This is a genomic window from Vibrio sp. Vb2131 (assembly GCF_033338535.1).
GTDB lineage: Bacteria > Pseudomonadota > Gammaproteobacteria > Enterobacterales > Vibrionaceae > Vibrio > Vibrio alginolyticus.
Genome location: NZ_JAWOSW010000013.1, coordinates 130,412 through 149,894 on the forward strand (window position 1 = coordinate 130,412; position 19,483 = coordinate 149,894).

Consider the following 19,483-nt stretch of genomic DNA (forward strand, 5'->3'; position numbering starts at 1 on the left):
TCCCGACTTAAATCTAATTCAGTGATTTGACATCTAAACCGGCGTTTAGCATGTCAATGAGCGCCTGGACATGAATTAAGGCACACATTTTTTCTTTTACCATGCCCGCTAGCCAAGGGCGTTTACCCGCCTGCTCACGCCAGCGAACCTTGTCGATATTAAGCGTTTCAGTCCCCATTAATTGGTTACTGGCCAACCCCCACATGCTCTCACCAAGCATGACGACATATTGGTAGTTATCTTTATAGCTATCATCACGAAGCTTATCTGCCATCACCCATTTCGCGGTATCGATGACATCAAACTGCTGCTCGCGATTTGTTTGTAGCCCCAAATACCAGGCGGGTTTTCCTATCAAATGGTTAAGCTCGCTAATGCGATGAATACCACCTAATTCATCAAGAGGTACAGCAAACGTGACACCATTCACATCAAAGTAAAGAACTTGGAAGTCCTCACTTCGCTTCGTGCTTTCCCAGACCGTTGGTATATCGGAATCTGCTTGTGTTTCGAGTTCAGTATCGACGTTCGATTCTATATTGATACTTTGTTCGATCACTGCGTGAGGTTCATCCACCTCTGGTTGCGCTTCCTCAAAAACTGGCTCATCAATCACCCAGTCCTGTATTTCCTCAACACCCTGAAGCTCAGGCACCTCACTAAAGGTTTGTACCTCAGGCTCAGCCGCTTTTATCTCTGCGGCAATATCAATCGTATTTTGTTCAAGAATACTATCAATATCCAACTCAGCCACTGGGTTGCTTGCTTCAAGCTGACTTAATAGCCTTTGAACATCTTCCAGGTTTGGAGCTTCCAACTCTGGCGGATATGTTTCTTGAAACTGGTACGTTTCTGGCTCCGAGTATTGTAGCTGTAATTCTGGCTCTGGCTCTGGCTCTGGCTCTGGCTCTGGCTCTGGCTCTGGCTCTGGCTCTGGCTCTGGCTCTGGCTCTGGCTCTGCAGATGATACTTCTTGAGCCAACAGGTCAAGGTCTTCCTCAAGAGTCGTTATTTCAGTTTCATCATCCAGTAATGCATTAAAGTAGTCATCAAGTGCTTGTTCACTGGACAGCACATCATTACTGCTCATCGAACGCCAACCTCTCCAGATAAATCAGTAGCTGTTTATAGGCAAACACACCACGACTACCAGATGCAAAATGCGACGCTGGCAAGTGCTTTAAACTGGCATCGCGGAACTTGGTATCAATAGGCACCGCTGAGGTCCACACTTGATTTGGGTAATCTTTTTTCAGTTGCATCAATGTCTGCAATGACGCTTTCGTGCGCTTATCGTACATGGTTGGGACGATAGTCACTTTGAAACCGCCCGGGCGAGATTTTTGCATAATGGTTAGCGTACGCATCATGCGCTCTAGACCTTTCATCGCCAAAAACTCTGTTTGAACAGGAATCAAAATTCGGTCACTGGCTGCCAACGCGTTCACCATCATCACGCCAAGGATTGGCGGACAATCAATCAACACATAGTCATAGTCTTGTGAGACAGTTTGCAGCGCCCGTTTTAAGATTAATCCCATACCACTGCGATTACCCATTACGCGATCAAGCGTGGCAAGGGACATATGCGCGGGAATGATATCCATTCCTTCCAGCTCTGTTTCTAAAATCAACGGCTTAACCGTCTCACGAGAAAACGTCTTCAACTGGAATAAATCAAATAGGCTCGAAGTTACTGCATCAGGATCATAACCGAGATAAGTAGTCAGTGAGGCGTGAGGATCAGTATCAACCATCAATACTCGATGGCCTTTCTGGCTCAATAAGCCCGCCAATGTCACTGTTGAGGTGGTTTTACCCACGCCTCCTTTCTGGTTAGCTACACTCCAAACAATCATGATGAATCCTAAGCTAGGCCAACTTCCACCAACATGCGTTCAGCAATGCGGTCAAGCGGTAAATCTTCTGAAGAAATGCCTGCTTTAGCAACCGCTTGGGGCATGCCATAAACAACACAACTTTCTTCATCTTGTGCCCAAATTGTTGAGCCTGAAGACTTCAACATGCGAGCGCCCTCACGACCGTCTGCACCCATGCCTGTCAACACTAAAGAGAGCACTTTGTCGCCATATACTTTTGCGGCAGAACCAAAAGTCACATCCACACATGGTTTGTAGTTCATGCGATCACCGCCATCAATAATGCGAAGACGAGCAGCGCCCGCTCGTCCATCTACCATCATTTGTTTCCCACCTGGTGCAAGGTATGCCACACCGGGCTGTAACACATCGCCATCTTGTGCTTCTTTCACTTGAATCTTACACAAGGTGTTCAAACGACTGGCAAACGCAGCAGTAAACGTTGCTGGCATGTGTTGAATCAATACAATCGGATGCGGATAGTTCATCGGCAAACGCGTCAGAATTTTTTGTAGAGCAACGGGGCCACCTGTTGATGTGCCAATTGCCGTCAGTTGATACTTCTTACCAGAAGCACGGTACTTTGTCGCAGCAGGTCGAGTTGGTGTTGGAGTCACAGGTGAAGCCGTTCTTGAACCTAATGATCGAGTAGTCGTGCTGGTACTCGCTGTTGGGCGAGCGATAGGTCGACGCATGAAAGCGCGCTTCGAGGCAATCTGAATCACACGCTGTTGAAGTAATGACACCGCTTCTTCACGGTTACGCGCAATGTCCTCAAACTTTTTCGGTAAGAAGTCCAATGCGCCCGCATCTAGCGCATCAAGCGTAGCTTTCGCCCCGTCGTGGGTCAGGGACGAAAACATTAGAATTGGCGTTGGAGCAGCGGCCATAATTTCACGTACAGCTGTAATGCCATCCATCACTGGCATTTCAATATCCATCGTGATGACGTCAGGTTTGAGAGATTTGGCTTTCTCAACCGCCTCTCTACCATTTACCGCAACGTCAATCACTTCTAGGCGCGATTCTGAGTTGATGATTTCGCTCACGCGACGTCGGAAAAAACTCGAATCATCAACGACTAGTACTTTAATCGCCATCTTATTCCTTTTAATAACGTCAGCTTTGCTTAAAGGCGTGAAGCCGCAGCATATCGCTTAAGTAAATCAGGCACATCTAGAATTAATGCAATATGGCCATCGCTAGTAATTGTCGCACCAGCCATACCTGGAGTGCCTTGTAATAGATTATCGAGTGGCTTAATAACCACTTCTTCTTGACCAATAAGCGTATCCACAACAAAACCAACGCGCTGGTTACCAATCTGTACAATCACCACGTGACCGTGACCAGTACGCTCTTGAACGTTTTGCGATTTGGATGCCAACCAGTTTTGTAAGTAAAATAGTGGGATAGATTTCTCACGCACAATGATCGTCAGCTGACCATCTACCACGTTTGTACGACTAAGATCCAAGTGGAAAATTTCACTCACCGAAGCCAGTGGTAGAGCAAAAGGATGACCGCCAACACCAACCATCAGAGTCGGTAAAATCGCTAACGTTAGTGGTACTTTGATCGTAATCTTAGTGCCCTTGCCTAGCTCAGAATCGATATCGATTGAACCGTTTAAGGTATTGATCGCCGTCTTAACCACGTCCATACCCACACCACGACCAGAAATGTCAGAAATTTTATCTTTACTTGAGAAGCCAGGTGCGAAGATAAGGTTGAAGCACTCTTTATCTGTTAAACGTGCCGCCGCATCTTCATCCATCATGCCACGCTTCACCGCGATGCCACGCAGTTTGTTCGGGTCCATACCGCCACCATCATCTACGATGGATAGTTCAATATGGTCCCCTTCTTGCGATGCTGACAAAATCACTTTACCTGTGCGTGATTTGCCTGCCTTCGCGCGTGCGTCTGGCATTTCAATACCGTGATCAACCGAGTTACGCACCAAGTGAATCAACGGATCGGCCAATGCTTCTACAAGGTTTTTATCGAGATCGGTTTCTTCACCGCGCATTTCTAGCACGATGTCTTTATTTAGGTTACGAGCCAAGTCACGGACAACGCGTGGGAAACGGCCAAACACTTTCTTAATTGGCTGCATACGCGTTTTCATTACCGCGCCTTGTAGATCCGCAGTTACCACATCAAGGTTAGCGACCGCTTTGGACATCTCTTCGTTGTCGCTATTCAAACCAAGGCTTAGTAGACGGTTACGCACCAATACGAGCTCACCCACCATGTTCATGATGGTATCAAGCGTCGAGGTATCAACACGAACGGTTGCTTCAGCCTGAGGTTTTTTAACCGCTGGTGCTTTGGCTTCTTCTTTTACCGCGACTGGTTTAGATTCTGGCTTTGGTGCTGGCGCTGCTTGAACAGGTGCTGGCTTAGCAACAGGCTCAGGTTTCGCAGGGCTTTGCTCTACGTTTGCTGAAGCAGGCTTCGTTGCCATGTCCAATTCTTCTAGCGTTGGACCTTTACCTGAACCATGTAGCTCATCGAGTAACTTTTCGAACTCTTCGTCCGTCATTAAGTCACTGTCTTGATTTGATGAAGATGCCACTGGAGCGGAAGGCTCTGCCGCTTTAGGTGGCTCTACTGGTACAGATGCAGCAGCCTCTGCCGTAGAAGGGCTTTTTCCTACACCGTGCAGTTCATCGAGTAAACGTTCAAACTCATCATCAGTGATATCACCACTTTCAACTGATGGTGCACTCGATTGAGGCGGTTCAGATGGCGTTGTAGGTGTCGCAGACATTGAGTTGCCTGGCGCTGAACCTTTACCATGAAGCTCATCCAATAGCTTTTCGAATTCGTCTTGGGTAATTTCATCAACAGAGCCGACACTTGATGGTGCTGACGGTGCAGCAGGTTCTTCGATGATAGGCTCGGGAATAATAGGTTCTGGAGTAGCCACTGGTTCTTCAACTACGGTTGCCGCTACTTCATCTTCTGACTCAGGTTTGCATAGACGATGAAGTTCTTCAAGAAGCTCAGGGTCCGCAGCTTCTAACGGCTCACGATCTTGAACAGCCTGGAACTGGGTATTAACCGTATCCAAGGCTTTTAGCATCGTATCCATTAAGTTTTGCGTTACCGTGCGTTGACCGTTTCGTAAAACGTCGAACACGTTCTCCGCACCATGACAAGTATCGACTAGCTCTGCCAATGAAAGGAAGCCGGCACCGCCTTTTACGGTATGAAACCCGCGGAAAATAGCATTAAGTAAGTCTTTGTCTTCTGGGTTATTTTCCAATTCAACCAACTGCTCAGAAAGCAGCTCGAGAATTTCCCCAGCCTCAATGAGAAAGTCCTGAAGAATATCTTCGTCTAAATCGTAGCTCATACGTTACCTTTAAAATCCAAGACTGGACAACAAGTCATCGACTTCGTCCTGCGATGAAACCGCATCTTCTCTCAGTTCTGGATGAAGAATCGGGCCTTCGGCTTCGCTTGTTTGTGTATTCTTTTTATCTGCCGGTTCTGACAAAACTTGAATGTGTTCTTCAAGTTTATTTCCAGAGAATACGGTTAGGATTTCCACTAAGCGGCCTTCAACTTCATTAACCAACGTAATTACGCGGCGAATGATTTGGCCAGTTAGGTCTTGGAAGTCTTGCGCCATGAGAATTTCGGTCAATTGGCCGCGCAATTCAGTGCTGTCACCTTCGACTTGCACTAATAGCCCGTCAATTCGGTGGCACAGTGCTTTAAATTCGCTTAATTCTATGCGCCCGTGCATGAGTTCATTCCATTGAGGACGAACTTTTAGAAGGCAATCATGCAGGTTATCAGCGATAGGAAGGCAGCAGTCGACCGCATCCATTGTTTTGTTGGCTGCAAGCTCTGTCTTCTCGATCACATAATTGAGACGATCCCTAGCGTTAGGGATTTCGTCTTTCGCAATTTCGGTCATGCGCTGATCGAGACTGAACTGCTTGAGTGATTCGTGAAGGTCTCGAGTTAACGCTCCAATTTCTTGCAGCATTGGGTTATCGGCACCTTCGTAGATCGAGGCAACAAGCATATTGGCTTGGTCTTGTTCCCCGTTTTCTAGCATTTGAACGAGTGACTTCGCCTGCTCTAGTGAGATCATTCTGAATAGACCCTTTTACGTTTAGTTCTTCTTATCACTTTGAAAACGCTAAACGAGTCATTTAATAGGTATTTAATAATTGGTATGAATGACTCGAATAACAAAGAGAAAGAGAGAGTTATAAACGCTCGAAAATTTTATCTAATTTTTCTTTTAATGTTGCAGCAGTAAATGGCTTAACAATGTAGCCGTTTACACCTGCTTGAGCAGCTTCAATGATCTGCTCACGCTTCGCTTCAGCCGTGATCATTAGAACTGGCAGATGCTTAAGTTCTGCATCCGCGCGGATGTGTTTAAGCAAATCGATGCCTTGCATACCTGGCATGTTCCAGTCAGTTACAACAAAATCGAAGTCACCTTTTTTCAGCATTGGTAATGCGGTTAAACCATCGTCCGCTTCTTGAGTGTTATTGAAACCCAAGTCACGAAGCAGGTTTTTAACAATACGGCGCATTGTTGAGAAATCATCAACAATAAGGATCTTCATGTTTTTATTCAAAATTGCCTCCACTGAATCGTAAAATCAGTGTTTTTAGTCATTTTGTGTCCACGCACTGAGCTTGGTACGTAAACGTTGCATCGCTTGACTCAGTATTTGACTTACGCGAGATTCGCTTACGCCTAACACATCGCCAATTTCTTTCAAATTGAGTTCTTCATCATAATAAAGCGAAAGAACCAAAGCTTCACGCTCTGGAAGCTGTTTTATTGATTCAACCAGTGCTTTTCGAAATGATTCATCAACTACCCCTTTGAATGGGTTGCTGTCATCGGTTTCATCCGCCGGTGAAATCACATCATCAGAAACGCCTAAATCTTCAATACCGACTAATTTTGAGCAGTTGATATCGGTAAGAGCACTATGATATTGATCCAGTGTCATACCGAGATGCGTGGCTACTTCAGAATCAGTAGGATCTCGATTTAATTCGCCTTCCAGCTCCGCAATCGCTTGGTTAATCTCTCGATTATTTTTATGAACAGAACGCGGTACCCAATCGCCTTTACGCATGTCATCTAACATTGCGCCACGAATACGGATACCTGCATAAGTTTCAAAGCTCGCACCTTTAGAACCATCATAATTCTGCTGAGCTTCGATAAGACCGATCATGCCGGCCTGAATTAAATCCTCTACCTGAACACTCGGCGGTAAACGGCCTAGTAGGTGGTGAGCAATGCGCTTAACCAACACTGAATAACGTTCAATGAACGCCTGCTGGCTATTAAATTTGCCATGTTGGTCATAGGTTATCGCTTTATTCACCAAAAGGGTCCTCTGCGAATTCGGTACGATTTAGCAACCTTTCCACAAAAAATTCCAAGTGTCCACTTGGTGTTTTCGGTAGTGGCCACGTCAACGCTTTGTTTGCTAGTGAGCTGATAGCTAAAGCGGCAGGCGAGCGTGGGAACGCATCAACGACAATTTTTTGTCTTTTTACAGCCTGTCGTACTTTATCATCTAATGGAATACATGCTACGAGTTCAAGGCTAACATTCAAGAATCGCTCTGTGACTAGTGTCAACTTTGCAAACAATTCTCGCCCTTCACGGTAGCTTCTGACCATATTTGCTACAACTTTAAAGCGTTGAACTTGGTGTTCTTTACTCAACAGCTTGATTAATGCATAGGCATCTGTGATTGACGTCGGTTCATCACACACAACTACAACCACATCTTGAGCTGCTCGCGAAAAACTGATTACCATGTCAGAGATACCAGCAGCGGTATCAATCAGCAGGACATCCATTTCGTCTTCAAGACTACCAAATGCTCGGATGAGTCCGGCATGCTGAGCGTGAGAAAGCTCTGTCATGCTCTGTGTGCCAGAAGTTGCAGGAATTATCTTTATACCATAAGGCCCTTCGACAATCGCATCTTTTAGCTCACATTCACCCGCTAAGACATGTCCTAGATTACGTTTTGCACGAATTCCGAGCATCACGTCCACATTGGCCAGACCTAAATCAGCGTCGAGAACCATCACCTTCTTGCCTTGGCGAGCCATACAAATCGCCAGACCCAGTGTTACGTTTGATTTCCCCACACCACCTTTGCCGCCAGTAACAGCAATCACTTTGGTCAACGATGGTTGTGTTAAGCGACGGAGGCCGCTTGCTTGATCGTGTATCATATTCTCAGTCATAGTAGTCCGCCGCCTTAGAGTCCTTCACTGTCACTGTTCCAAAAGTGAGGTTCGTTCTCTGTCGACTTCTCTAACAGTTCATTTGCTTTCGCAAGCATATATTTTGGTTGCGCTATCACAATGTCTTCTGGTACGCGCTGGCCATTAGCGATGTAAGCTACTGGCATTGCGTTTTGAATCACTACACTGATGAATTCGCCTAGGCTTAATGACTCATCAAGCTTCGTCATAATACAACCCGAAAGTGGTATACGTCGGAAGTGATCCAGCGTTTCTTGTAGAACACGACGTTGTGCGGTAGCCGGCAAAACAAGGTAGCTGTGAATCACTTCTCCGCTCTCTTGCATTAGAGTGTCGAGCTGCTCGGAAAGCCTCACATCTCGTTGCCCCATCCCTGCCGTATCGACCAAAATCAGTCTTCTGTTTCTTAGCTGATATATAACATCGGCTAACTCGTTAGAATCTTTAGCAACTCTTACGGGACAACCCATGATTCTTCCGTAAATTGAGAGCTGCTCATGTGCACCTATGCGATATGTGTCTGTTGTCACAAGGGCCACATTGTCGGCACCGTATTCCATGGCTGCGCGTGCTGCGAGTTTCGCTACGGTTGTTGTTTTCCCAACCCCCGTCGGACCCAACAATGCGACTACGCCACCACGTTTTAAAATGTCCTGTTTAGGAATATTGATTTGATCCGCCACCAGCGACAATAACGCTTTCCACGCTCGCGCTGGCTTTGTATCTTCCGGGATATAACAGGCCATCTGGTCTGCTAACTCCGGAGAAACGCCCATTCGCTCTAAGCGCTTAATCAGCATAGCTCTTAGCGGCTCACGGCGTTCTACTTCTTGCCACATCAGGCCAGAAACTTGGTGCTCCAACAGACGACGAATTGACGTCATCTCTTCGCGCATGCTTTCTAGCTCATCGGCCGATTCGTCACGCTCATCACTTGGGCGACGTCGGTCATAGCGCGTCGGGTCCAGCTTGGGCGTCGGACGTTCAAATCGATTGTCCTGTGCGATTAGCTTCGCCAAAGGTGAATCTGGTTGATATGGCGCTGGCTTTTCTTGGTTGTAGCCGTCGCGATGCTTATTTTGGCGTTGCAGCAAAGCAGAGAGCGAATCTTCATTTTCTGCTACGTGATCGTCAGCATCTGCTGCACCACCGCTATATTGCTTAAGCATATTAGCGAATCGCTGCGTCATTGAGCCTGTTTTTTCATTGTTACTGTTATTACTGTTCAGGCTAATTTTATCTTCATCTAAATGACGATCTTGGTAACGATCAGCAGAAGACGATGACATTTGACGATGTTCGTTATAGCGATTCGATTGAGAAGCACCGCGATTTTGCTGTGACGCTGCGCTTGCTTGAGACGGATTAGATTCACTATCTATCGCCGCAACAATCGCTACTCCACCAGCCACTTTCTTGTTTGACATGATCACCGCTTCCGCGCCTAAGTCCTCTTTCACTTGGAGCAGCGCCGTTCTCATGTCTTTGGCAAAAAATCGCTTTATTTTCAAACTATGAATCCATTAATGATGCGTGAGATCAGTTACCCACGGCTTGCACAATTCTGATCTGTTTTTCATCCGGGATTTCTTGGTAAGACAGTACCCGGAGATTAGGTATTGTGTTCTTCACAAATTTCGCCAACGTCGAGCGTAATACACCGGAAGTAAGCAGAACGGCAGGTTCGCCTTTCAGTTCTTGTTCCTGTGTCGCTTGGCTTAGTGAAGACTGCAATCGCTCAGCGAGTCCCGGTTCAATCCCCGCGGATTCGCCTCCTGATGCTTGCATAGTTTGATGCAATATTTGTTCCAGTTCGGGTATCAAGGTGATCACTGGTAACTCAGGCTCTATACCATTGATTTCTTGAACAATTAGACGTTTAAGACTAATTCGAACTGCTGCCGTCAATATGTCAGCTTCTTGACTCTTACTTGAGTACTCAGCCAAAGTTTGAACAATCGTGCGAATATCGCGGATTGGAATGGCCTCGTTTAACAAGTTTTGTAGGACTTTCACCACCACACCTAATGGTAATTGGTCAGGAACAAAGTTCTCGACCAACTTAGGCGCGCTGCGTCCCAACATTTCTAATAAATTCTCTACTTCTTCATGGCCAATTAGCTGTGATGCGTTGTTGGTCAATAGCTGGCTTAGGTGCGTCGCTAATACCGTTGATGAATCAACAACCGTATAACCCAGAGCCTGCGCGTGCTCACGCTGATCTTCTCGGATCCATACGGCTTCCAGTCCAAAAGCAGGGTCAATGGTTGGTTCACCATCAATCATGCCATACACCTGACCTGGGTTAATCGCTAGCTCTTGATCCGGACGAATCTCTGCTTCGCCCACCGCAACCCCCATCAATGTAATTCGGTAACTGTTTGGGGTCAGCTCAAGATTGTCACGAATATGAACCGCTGGAATTAGGAACCCAAAATCTTGCGATAACTTTTTACGCACGCCTTTTACGCGCTCTAGCAGTTCCCCACCTTGGTCTCTGTCCACCAAAGGGATTAAGCGATAACCGACTTCCAAGCCAATAATATCGACTGGCTGGACGTCATCCCAAGACAGTTCGCGCTGTGAGGAAGGTTCTGTACCTTCGTCTGCTGTTGCTGGTAAAGCGGGCTCTTTCGCTTTCTGCTTCTGCCGTTTGTCGATGAAATATGCCGCTGCACCGGCCGCGACTGCCAGGCTCAAAAACGCAAAGTGTGGCATGCCCGGTACGATGCCCATCACACCAAGAATAGCCGCAGTAATCATCAGCGCTTTTGGGTTGTCGAACATCTGGAAGACCAGTTGTTCCCCCATGTCTTCATCGGTGTTTTGGCGCGTCACCATCATTGCCGCTGCAATCGACAGCAATAGCGATGGGATTTGTGCGACCAAACCATCACCGATTGTCAGTAAGGTATAGATTTCAATCGCTTCACCGAAACCCAATCCATACTGCGCCATACCGATCGACAGACCGCCGACGATGTTGATAAACAGAATCAAAATACCGGCAATCGCGTCACCTTTTACGAACTTCGAGGCACCATCCATCGAGCCATAGAAATCCGCTTCTTTGGTCACTTCAAAACGACGAACTCTTGCCTGCTCTTGGTCTATCAATCCGGCATTCAAGTCGGCATCAATCGCCATTTGCTTACCCGGCAACGCATCAAGCGTAAAGCGAGCACTTACCTCAGAGATACGACCCGCACCTTTGGTCACCACCATAAAGTTGATGATCATTAAGATGAGGAAAACCACTAGGCCGACCGCGTAGTTACCACCAATAACGACGTTACCGAACGCCTCAATTACGTTACCTGCCGCATTACCGCCTTCATGACCATGCAGTAAGACGACACGAGTCGAGGCAACGTTCAAAGCCAAGCGGAGCAACGTGGCGATCAGCAATACCGTTGGAAAAGCAGCGAAGTCCAAAGGGCGACGTGTGTAAACGGTCACTAACAACACCACCATCGACAGCGCGATGTTAAAGGTGAAGAACATATCCAGCAAAAATGCTGGAATCGGCAGTACCACCATCGCTAGGGTGGCCAAAACCATCACCGGAGCACCAATAGCTGGCATTTCACGTTGAGGGATTCGTGGCAATTTATCTGCAAACGGCAGGCTTAACTTCATACTGCGAGAGATCTCAATCGATTGAAGCGTCACGTAAGCTCTTACTATTAATACGCGACCGCTTTAGCCTAAAAGTTTAGGTAGGGTTGATAATTAAAGCGTTTTAAGCAATCTATGTACCATAATTAGCGCCAAAATAATGACTAAACACTCAAATAGAGCTTAGCTTTTGATCAAACGAGCTTTTTTAAGGCTTTACCGCTTTTCGTATCAATGACGGTGCTCGGGCGGGATTGGCAAATCATAATCTTGAATTTTCGGGCGCTGTCCACCTCGTTTTCGGTATTGCTTCAATTGGAATACAAATGCCAAAACCTGAGCGACGGCAGTAAATAACCCATCGGGGATCTCTTGCTCGAGCTCTGTCGTGTGGTACAACGCACGAGCCAAAGGTGGTGCGGGCACAATCGTAATGTCATGTTCGCGGGCGACTTCTCGAATCTTCATCGCCATGTGGTCAGTACCTTTAGCGATCACGACTGGCGCACGGTCTGTCTTCTGTTTATAACGAAGCGCTACCGAGAAGTGCTCTGGGTTAGTAACAATAACATCAGCTTGAGGAACGTCCGCCATCATTCGACGTTGAGCCGCTTCCCTTTGCAACATACGAATACGGCCTTTCACTTCCGGCTTACCTTCAGTCTCTTTGTATTCGTCTTTGACTTCTTGCTTGGTCATTTTTAACTGATCGGCGTGCTGCCAAATTTGAAATGGAATATCGATGGCAACCACAATCAATAGCGAGCAACTGATCAGCAAAATAAAGTTCAGCAAAATATCTAAAGCATGGAAGATGTTTTGCGGATACACATCCATGCTCAATTGAATCAGATCGGCCTGCGATGCTTGGATCAAATAGATGGCGACACCAGTGACCAGAACCACTTTAAGGATTGATTTGATCAACTCTACCCAGCTTTGCATGCCAACCATTCGCTTTAAGCCGCTAAGTGGATTCATTTTCGACAGCTTGGGCATGGCCGCTTGGGCAGAAAAACTGATTCCTCCCACACCTGCTGCTCCAATCATGGCGGCGGTAAACAATGTCGCTAACACCAAAAATAGTGGGAACAACAAATCACTCATCGCGCCCAAAGCGATATCAAACAGTTTTGCAGTATCGAAAATCTCTTCTCGTTGAAGATCAAATAAACGGCTCATGATGGAAAACAATGAACGTGCTAACGCCTCGCCAAACCACATCAATGAAATGGCGCCAACGATCAGCACAGATGCTGATGCAAGCTCTTTAGATCGAGCGACCTGCCCCTTTTCTCTGGCTTGTTGTAACCGTCGGGGCGTGGCTTCTTCGGTGCGTTCCTGACCGTCTGATTCTGCCAAATCTTAGCACTCCAAGCGAATGAGCCGACAAATCTGCGCCTCACCCACTGTCCAGAACATTTCATAATGACTGTATAGACCAGCCAGTATGTACCAACAAAGTAATAGACCCACCATCAAAGCAAAAGCAAAACCAAGCGAGAAGATATTCAGCTGTGGTGCGGCACGGGTCATTACACCAAACGACAAGTTAATGGTCAGTAGTGCAATAATGCCGGATAGAGACATACTCAATGCAGTTTGGAACATAATACCAAGCCAGCCTGCCATTTCACGGAAATCAACCGCGTTGAGCGAGCCGGAGCCAATCGGCAAAGTTTTAAAACTGAACACCACCAATTGCAGCATTTTTAAGTGTCCATCGGTGGCAAGGAAAAACATTGTCGTTAAGAACATGAATAACTGGCCAAGCAATGGCGTGTTCTGACCATTTGCGGGATCAACCATAGAAGCAAAGCCCAAACTTGATTGCATACCCAATATTTGACCAAGTAGGACAAAGGTTTGAATCATAAATTGAGTAACCATACCCATCGCTATGCCGATGATCATTTGCTCGGCAATGGTCATGAAGCCACGAAACGAGAGTAGCTCAATGTCCTGAGGTACGGCGGGGATGGCTGGCATGACAGCGAAAGTGATGGCTAAACCGAGGTAAAGGCGGATTCTTGGCGAAACAAATCGGGCCCCGGTTACTGTCATCACCATCAACATGGATGAGATACGAACATAGGGCCAGAAGTAGTTTGCGATCCAATCTAAGACAACGCTAGTGGGGTACTCCATAGGCGCCTCTAATAAAGCACCTGAGGTAAGCGTTCAATCAAGCCATAGAAATATTCCATCAACATTTGCGTCATCCAATGCCCAAACAGCATCAGGGCCAAAAGCGTGACAATCAAACGCGGTAAGAAGCTCAATGTTTGTTCGTTGATGGATGTCGCAGCTTGAAAAATCGCAACTACAAGGCCGATAAGCAAGCTTGGGATGATAATAGCGCAGACCATGATAAGCACCATCCAAAGTGCTTCACGGAAAAGCTCGACAAACATTTCTGGTGTCATGTCTTATCCTCTATCTGCGCTTATCTAAAGGGCAAAGCTGCCCGCAAGTGTCGAGAGTATCAAGTTCCAACCATCGACCAATACGAACAACATCAACTTGAACGGCAACGAAACAATCATTGGTGACAACATCATCATACCCATTGCCATCAGTACCGAAGCGACTACAAGGTCAATAATCAAAAACGGCAAGAAGAGCATAAAGCCAATTTGGAATGCAGTTTTTAGCTCTGAGGTGATAAAAGCCGGAATCAACACCGCCATCGACACATCTTCTGGATTCTCGACTTGCTCTCCTGACATGGTTACGAACGTCTCCAAATCTTTGATTCGGGTCTGCTTAAGCATAAATGCTTTCATTGGCGCTTGTGCAGCATCAAACGCTTCTCGCGCCGTAACTTGCTCGTTCAAATAAGGCTGAACAGCTTTGTCGTTGATTTCGTTCAGGACAGGAGACATAACAAAAAAGGTCAAAAACAGCGCAATACCAATAATAACCTGATTAGAAGGCGTTTGTTGCAAACCCATTGCCTGACGCAATATCGACATCACCACCACAATTCGAGTGAACGAGGTCATCAGAATCACCATGGCAGGCAAGAAGCCAAGCATGGTCATTAACGCTAAAATTTGTAGTGTAACCGAGTAGTCTTCACTGCCATCAGGGTTCGTGGTCATGGTGAATGCTGGAATACCACCGCCACTAGAAACGGACATAGCACGGCTAGCACCAGTATCACTTTGCATAGCCTGAACTGTAACACCACTTCCATCGGCTAAGTTATCTGGCAGCGCTGACTCCTCTGCTTCAGCAAAGGTAAATGAAGAAAACAGCACGCCGACAAAAAGTAACAACGTACTCAGGAGCAAACGAATTGGATTACCCTTTGTCATGTTTTTTAATCAGCTGGCTAAATTGAGTCGCAAAAGCATTGGTCGCCAACTCTTCCTCTTTCAGTGGCTTATCTAACTTGGCTAAAGTTTGGATCGATTGGCTAGTAATCCCAACCAAAAACTGTTCTTCACCCACTTGAACTACTGCGATTCTTTCTTTTGTACCCACTGGCAACTGACTCACTATACGCAAGCCCTTTTGTTGTCCCATCGCTGGCACTTGCATACGTTTCAGCAACCAAGCCAGCAAAAGAATCACGCCGATTACAAGCACAAGCGAGCCAAGTGTCGTCGCAAGATCCAGATTATTTGGTGCGGCAGCAAATGCATAAGGAGCACTTAGCATTAAGCTCAGTGCTCCAGTGATTTGCTTCAATCGCATTTTGATTGAACGACTCATCTTAACGCAGCTTCTTAATTCGTTCAGTTTGGCTGATCACATCCGTCAAACGGATACCAAACTTATCGTTGACGACCACGACTTCGCCGTGAGCAATCAAAGTACCGTTAACCAATACGTCGAGCGACTCACCGGCTAGACGATCCAACTCAACAACCGAACCTTGGTTAAGCTGCAACAGGTTCCGAATGCTAATTTGAGAACGACCGACTTCCATCGAAATCGTCACCGGGATATCCATAATAGTGTCGAGTTTACGACGCTCATCTTCGCTAATTGGGCTTGAAGTGTCTTTTAGCTCTTCCAGTGGCGCAGCCAATACTTCATCTACGTCTACAGAAGGGGCAGACGGGTCTTCGCCAAGAGCGGCTGCCCATTCGTCTGCTAGCTTTTGATCGTCACTTGGTTCCATTTTTCTATCCTGTGTTACGCCTTACTCATGCCATAGCATGTCTGTTTAATAAGGTATCTTAATGGTCTATATCGTCTTCATTCTCAAGCTCGGACATGATGTCTTTACCTAAGAAAGCTAAATCTGTTTTGACGACATGTGGGCGCTCAATTTCCTCAGAAATTTGCACCGCTAATTTGTCTTCCGAACGACCCATTTTTACGCGATAGGTCGGTAGGTCTTCTACAAACATCGTCGCATGTTCTGGCATTTCAATCGGGATGATGTCGCCCGGTTGCAGCTCCATGAGATCACGCAAAGAAATGTCTTTTTCGAGCAAGTTCACGCGGAAGTTAACCGGACAATCCATGATCTCTTCACGTAGTGCTGAGCTCCAGCGAACGTCCGTTTCCATCTTGTCGGACTGAACACCTGCATCCAATAGTTCACGGATAGGCTCAACCATGGAGTAAGGCATAACGACATGAAAATCGCCGCCACCGCCGTCAACTTCTATATGGAATGAACTCACGACAATCACTTCTGTCGGGCTGACAATGTTTGCCATGCTTGGGTTTACTTCAGAGTCGAGATATTCGAACTCTACCCCCATCACTGGCGACCACGCTTCTTTATAATCTTCAAATACAATTTTCAGTAACAACTGAATGATGCGGCGTTCCGTTGGGGTAAATTCGCGGCCTTCGATTTTGGCGTGGAATCGACCATCACCGCCAAAGAAGTTTTCTACCAGAATAAAGACTAAACGAGCCTCCATGGTGATCAACGCAGTGCCTTTTAACGGACGAAAACGCACCATGTTCAAACTGGTTGGCACGTACAATGTGTTCTGGTATTCACCAAACTTCATCATCTGCACGCCATTGATCGACACCTCTGCCGTTTTACGCAGCATATTAAACAGACTAATACGCATGTGCCGTGCAAAGCGCTCGTTGATAAGTTCGAGCGTCGGCATTCGACCACGTACGATTCTGTCTTGCGACGAGAAATCAAAATTGACGGCACCCTCAGTGTCGTTTTCTATCGGTTCATCGACGTCATCAACATCGTCAACCCCATGCAATAGCGCATCAATTTCGTCTTGGCTTAATAGATCGGTCACGTTTTACCTATTGAATAACAAAATCTGTAAACAGTACTTTTTCAATCACTGGCTTACCGACCGCAGCATTCAGCGCTGCTTTGATATCTTCGGAAGCACGATCGCGCAATTCCACTCGTCCTGTAGGAGAGCGCAATTGATCAACCGTCGCGGAAGCAAACGTTGATAGCATAGAGCTTTCAATCAGTGGCGAATGATACCGCGCCAACTCTTCATTTTCTGCACCGCGAACCATTAACTGCGCTTTAATTTGAACCAGCCTATCGCGGCTATCCCCAGTAACGTTAAATACAAATGCCTGAGGAAGATTCACATACGCGATGGGCGCAGCATTCGATGCCTTCACTTGAGCCTGTTGAGACGATTCAGCCTGAGCAGGTTCATCAGAGCCCATTAGAAAAAATGCCGCTGCCCCGCCACCAAGTAGTAATACTACAACAGCGATGATGATGATAAGTAACTTGCTTTTTCCTTTCGGCGCATCGGCCCCTTGTAACTGTTCTTCTGCCATTCTTGTCTCTTATTGTTCTTTTGAGTTACCAAGACGTTTTAGTGAGTTGCTTGGTAACCGTATGCCATTGCCGTTAAACGGCCTTTTATGCGTAAAAACTAATTCCATCACGCTTTGAAGCGACATTCAAATCCAGATTGACATCAGATTCAAAACCCTCTTCGGACTGTCCAGAAAAACCGCCACTTTGCGCGCTTTGACCATGTTGTTCAGCAGTATACCTACCTTGCTGTTGCCCGCTGTTTTGTTGCTGGACGGAAGAATCAGCCAGCTGCATACCTTGTTGCGCTAGCATTTCTCTCAAACGAGGGAGCGTCTGTTCAATAATGTCACGAGCTTGCGGGTTGTTCACTGTAAAATGTACATTGGCAACGTCGTTATTCATGGTCATACGAATTTGCATACGACCTAACTCTGGTGGATCAAGACGAATATCGAGATTTTTCAGATTCTTCGACATCATCATTTGCACTTTTTCCGCAACTTGCTCGTTGGCTAGCTCTTTAGTTAGTTGCAACGGAAGCTGAGCTTGTTGTGCAGCATCAATACGCGCTTGTTGCTGCACATTAATTCCTTGCTGACCTGCCATAGCCTGAAGCTGTCCAGCGAAGCCATGTTGGAGGTCCGGCTTATCTTGTTTATCCGCAGTCGCCTTTAGCGCACCAGTCGCCAATGCTGCGTTCATTACTTTCTGGCTAATCTCTCCGTCTTTCACACCTTGAAGCGACGTCGGCACTTGCGCGGCTATCAACGTATCAGGCGTTGGAGATAATGCGACTTTTTCTCCACTATGAGCAGTTTGTGGCTGGGGTACTTGAGCCGCTGTATGCTGGATTTGCTGAGACACTGCCATAGGTCCAGCCTGGCGAGTTAAATTATGTTGTACTTGTTGCTCTGCGAGAATCTGTTTAATGTCATTAGGGAGCGCAACAAATTGGGCAAGGTCTTGCTCAGGAATATCCGCCGTGATCGTTCCTTGTTTCAACCCTTCAATGATCTGAGCTTCTTGCTGAGTCAGTGGTTTTCCTTGCGCCAACTTGGTATCTATAATTTCAAGTTCATCCAAGGAGACTCGTGGAAGCGCGTCGATGTTGGAACCATCAACGTCTGTTAACAACGGCGACAGATCATTAGCTACTTCACCACTGACTGCGCTCTTAGTCGTCGGATGGCTGGCTTGTTTCGCTAGCTCTTGCCAAGCAGCAAACTCAGACGAGAGTTTGTCGACATCGATAGGTTGACCACTCTTATCTAAAATTGGCTCTAAGTCTTGTCCTGGGATCATCTGTGCTTGTTCAAGCGAATGAACTAATGGCGTTTCATTCAAAGCCAGCTCATCAAGGTTTGTCGAAACGGTTGCTTGCTCGTGGAACGAATGCACTAAATTTGCTCTCTGAGGCAAAATTTTGCCACTATCGATGGATGCATTACTCGCATTCAGGGTTTGATTCGCTTGTTCAATTCGACCAAGAAGCTGTTGTCCTTCGCCCATCGTGCTTTTTACGTCCATTGTATTTGATGGGTTACTCGTATCAATTGATGTTGATTTCACTGTTTCGATAGCTTCAACATCAGGCTTCAAAGGTGTGCTGTTACTCGCCTTTTGTAAACTTGCCTTGTCACTTAGGGTTGCATTCGGTTTGTTTGCTGATGTTTCATCAAAATCATGGGGCCCGTCACTGACGGATTCTTGGCTTTCTTGCGCCAACAATTCGTCCGAGACGTTAGCAGAAGAAGTACTGCCTACATCCGCTCTTTCTTTTTCTTCAACCACTGTCGATTCTGTTGCTACTTTTTCGGGCTTTTGTTTACCAGCAAACGCATCGGTTAACGTTTCTAAAAATCCCTTGCTTTCAGTGCTCTCTGCAGACGCTTTAGCGGACACATCAGAAACTGGCGTCTTGGTAGTCGCAGATACATGGGACAAATTCACACTCATTTAGAAACTCTCGTTC

19 protein-coding genes are annotated in these 19,483 nt (G+C 46.5%); all 19 read right to left on the bottom strand.

What is annotated here, in order from left to right:
• Window positions 1-13 precede the first annotated feature (13 nt).
• Complete coding sequence (locus R7E38_RS15015) at window positions 14-1,090, bottom strand: chemotaxis protein CheW (RefSeq protein WP_171344353.1); 1,077 nt, start codon at window positions 1,088-1,090, stop codon at window positions 14-16.
• Window positions 1,080-1,859, bottom strand: coding sequence for a ParA family protein (locus R7E38_RS15020; protein ID WP_005380505.1), 780 nt, complete (start codon window positions 1,857-1,859; stop codon window positions 1,080-1,082). Before R7E38_RS15020 ends, R7E38_RS15015 begins: the two co-directional genes overlap by 11 nt.
• A gap of 8 nt (window positions 1,860-1,867) precedes the next feature.
• Window positions 1,868-2,980, bottom strand: coding sequence for a protein-glutamate methylesterase/protein-glutamine glutaminase (locus R7E38_RS15025; protein WP_005380504.1), 1,113 nt, complete (start codon window positions 2,978-2,980; stop codon window positions 1,868-1,870).
• Window positions 2,981-3,009: 29 nt separating this feature from the next.
• Window positions 3,010-5,244: a chemotaxis protein CheA gene (locus R7E38_RS15030; protein ID WP_186584733.1), complete on the bottom strand. Its 2,235-nt coding sequence runs from the start codon at window positions 5,242-5,244 to the stop codon at window positions 3,010-3,012.
• A 9-nt stretch (window positions 5,245-5,253) separates the two neighbouring features.
• Entirely contained in the window at window positions 5,254-5,994 is a 741-nt protein-coding gene (locus tag R7E38_RS15035) for a protein phosphatase CheZ (protein ID WP_005380502.1), read from the bottom strand.
• 118 nt (window positions 5,995-6,112) lie between these two features.
• A complete protein-coding gene (cheY, locus tag R7E38_RS15040; RefSeq protein WP_017635949.1) occupies window positions 6,113-6,481 on the bottom strand; it encodes a chemotaxis response regulator CheY in 369 nt (122 codons plus the stop codon).
• 45 nt (window positions 6,482-6,526) lie between these two features.
• Window positions 6,527-7,261 (bottom strand): RNA polymerase sigma factor FliA, encoded by a 735-nt coding sequence (locus R7E38_RS15045; RefSeq protein WP_005380499.1) that lies wholly within the window; start codon window positions 7,259-7,261, stop codon window positions 6,527-6,529.
• The gene (locus R7E38_RS15050; protein ID WP_005380498.1) at window positions 7,254-8,141 is read right to left on the bottom strand and encodes a MinD/ParA family protein; all 888 of its coding nucleotides are present in this window, start codon (window positions 8,139-8,141) and stop codon (window positions 7,254-7,256) included. Before R7E38_RS15050 ends, R7E38_RS15045 begins: the two co-directional genes overlap by 8 nt.
• 14 nt (window positions 8,142-8,155) lie before the next feature.
• Window positions 8,156-9,673 (bottom strand): flagellar biosynthesis protein FlhF, encoded by a 1,518-nt coding sequence (flhF, locus tag R7E38_RS15055; protein ID WP_085569739.1) that lies wholly within the window; start codon window positions 9,671-9,673, stop codon window positions 8,156-8,158.
• Window positions 9,674-9,701: 28 nt separating this feature from the next.
• A complete protein-coding gene (flhA, locus tag R7E38_RS15060; protein ID WP_025998722.1) occupies window positions 9,702-11,801 on the bottom strand; it encodes a flagellar biosynthesis protein FlhA in 2,100 nt (699 codons plus the stop codon).
• A gap of 210 nt (window positions 11,802-12,011) precedes the next feature.
• Window positions 12,012-13,142 carry a flagellar biosynthesis protein FlhB gene (gene flhB, locus R7E38_RS15065; RefSeq protein ID WP_005380490.1) on the bottom strand — a complete coding sequence of 377 codons (1,131 nt, stop codon included), beginning with the start codon at window positions 13,140-13,142 and terminating at the stop codon, window positions 12,012-12,014.
• Between the two features lie 3 nt (window positions 13,143-13,145).
• Window positions 13,146-13,928, bottom strand: coding sequence for a flagellar biosynthetic protein FliR (fliR, locus tag R7E38_RS15070; RefSeq protein ID WP_005384463.1), 783 nt, complete (start codon window positions 13,926-13,928; stop codon window positions 13,146-13,148).
• Between the two features lie 8 nt (window positions 13,929-13,936).
• The gene (fliQ, locus tag R7E38_RS15075; protein WP_005380488.1) at window positions 13,937-14,206 is read right to left on the bottom strand and encodes a flagellar biosynthesis protein FliQ; all 270 of its coding nucleotides are present in this window, start codon (window positions 14,204-14,206) and stop codon (window positions 13,937-13,939) included.
• 24 nt (window positions 14,207-14,230) lie between these two features.
• Window positions 14,231-15,100 (bottom strand): flagellar type III secretion system pore protein FliP, encoded by an 870-nt coding sequence (gene fliP / locus R7E38_RS15080; RefSeq protein WP_005394311.1) that lies wholly within the window; start codon window positions 15,098-15,100, stop codon window positions 14,231-14,233.
• Window positions 15,087-15,500, bottom strand: a complete 414-nt coding sequence (fliO, locus tag R7E38_RS15085; RefSeq protein ID WP_005380480.1) for a flagellar biosynthetic protein FliO — start codon at window positions 15,498-15,500, stop codon at window positions 15,087-15,089. The genes fliP and fliO overlap by 14 nt, the downstream gene beginning before the upstream one ends.
• A gap of 1 nt (window position 15,501) precedes the next feature.
• Window positions 15,502-15,912 carry a flagellar motor switch protein FliN gene (gene fliN, locus R7E38_RS15090; RefSeq protein WP_005380479.1) on the bottom strand — a complete coding sequence of 137 codons (411 nt, stop codon included), beginning with the start codon at window positions 15,910-15,912 and terminating at the stop codon, window positions 15,502-15,504.
• 58 nt (window positions 15,913-15,970) lie between these two features.
• Window positions 15,971-17,017, bottom strand: a complete 1,047-nt coding sequence (fliM, locus tag R7E38_RS15095) for a flagellar motor switch protein FliM (RefSeq protein ID WP_017635951.1) — start codon at window positions 17,015-17,017, stop codon at window positions 15,971-15,973.
• A 7-nt stretch (window positions 17,018-17,024) separates the two neighbouring features.
• Window positions 17,025-17,528 (bottom strand): flagellar basal body-associated protein FliL, encoded by a 504-nt coding sequence (gene fliL / locus R7E38_RS15100; RefSeq protein ID WP_104975528.1) that lies wholly within the window; start codon window positions 17,526-17,528, stop codon window positions 17,025-17,027.
• A gap of 85 nt (window positions 17,529-17,613) precedes the next feature.
• The gene (locus R7E38_RS15105; protein WP_226083880.1) at window positions 17,614-19,467 is read right to left on the bottom strand and encodes a flagellar hook-length control protein FliK; all 1,854 of its coding nucleotides are present in this window, start codon (window positions 19,465-19,467) and stop codon (window positions 17,614-17,616) included.
• Between the last annotated feature and the right edge of the window lie 16 nt (window positions 19,468-19,483).

Excerpts from the sequence above, each read along its gene's own strand:
- R7E38_RS15015 (WP_171344353.1), bottom strand. The coding sequence starts at position 1,090 with ATGAGCAGTAATGATGTGCTGTCCAGTGAACAAGCACTTGATGACTAC.
- R7E38_RS15020 (WP_005380505.1), bottom strand. The coding sequence starts at position 1,859 with ATGATTGTTTGGAGTGTAGCTAACCAGAAAGGAGGCGTGGGTAAAACC.
- R7E38_RS15025 (WP_005380504.1), bottom strand. The coding sequence starts at position 2,980 with ATGGCGATTAAAGTACTAGTCGTTGATGATTCGAGTTTTTTCCGACGT.
- R7E38_RS15030 (WP_186584733.1), bottom strand. The coding sequence starts at position 5,244 with ATGAGCTACGATTTAGACGAAGATATTCTTCAGGACTTTCTCATTGAG.
- R7E38_RS15035 (WP_005380502.1), bottom strand. The coding sequence starts at position 5,994 with ATGATCTCACTAGAGCAGGCGAAGTCACTCGTTCAAATGCTAGAAAAC.
- cheY (WP_017635949.1), bottom strand. The coding sequence starts at position 6,481 with ATGAAGATCCTTATTGTTGATGATTTCTCAACAATGCGCCGTATTGTT.
- R7E38_RS15050 (WP_005380498.1), bottom strand. The coding sequence starts at position 8,141 with ATGACTGAGAATATGATACACGATCAAGCAAGCGGCCTCCGTCGCTTA.
- flhA (WP_025998722.1), bottom strand. The coding sequence starts at position 11,801 with ATGAAGTTAAGCCTGCCGTTTGCAGATAAATTGCCACGAATCCCTCAA.
- fliR (WP_005384463.1), bottom strand. The coding sequence starts at position 13,928 with ATGGAGTACCCCACTAGCGTTGTCTTAGATTGGATCGCAAACTACTTC.
- fliQ (WP_005380488.1), bottom strand. The coding sequence starts at position 14,206 with ATGACACCAGAAATGTTTGTCGAGCTTTTCCGTGAAGCACTTTGGATG.
- fliP (WP_005394311.1), bottom strand. The coding sequence starts at position 15,100 with ATGACAAAGGGTAATCCAATTCGTTTGCTCCTGAGTACGTTGTTACTT.
- fliO (WP_005380480.1), bottom strand. The coding sequence starts at position 15,500 with ATGAGTCGTTCAATCAAAATGCGATTGAAGCAAATCACTGGAGCACTG.
- fliN (WP_005380479.1), bottom strand. The coding sequence starts at position 15,912 with ATGGAACCAAGTGACGATCAAAAGCTAGCAGACGAATGGGCAGCCGCT.
- fliL (WP_104975528.1), bottom strand. The coding sequence starts at position 17,528 with ATGGCAGAAGAACAGTTACAAGGGGCCGATGCGCCGAAAGGAAAAAGC.
- R7E38_RS15105 (WP_226083880.1), bottom strand. The coding sequence starts at position 19,467 with ATGAGTGTGAATTTGTCCCATGTATCTGCGACTACCAAGACGCCAGTT.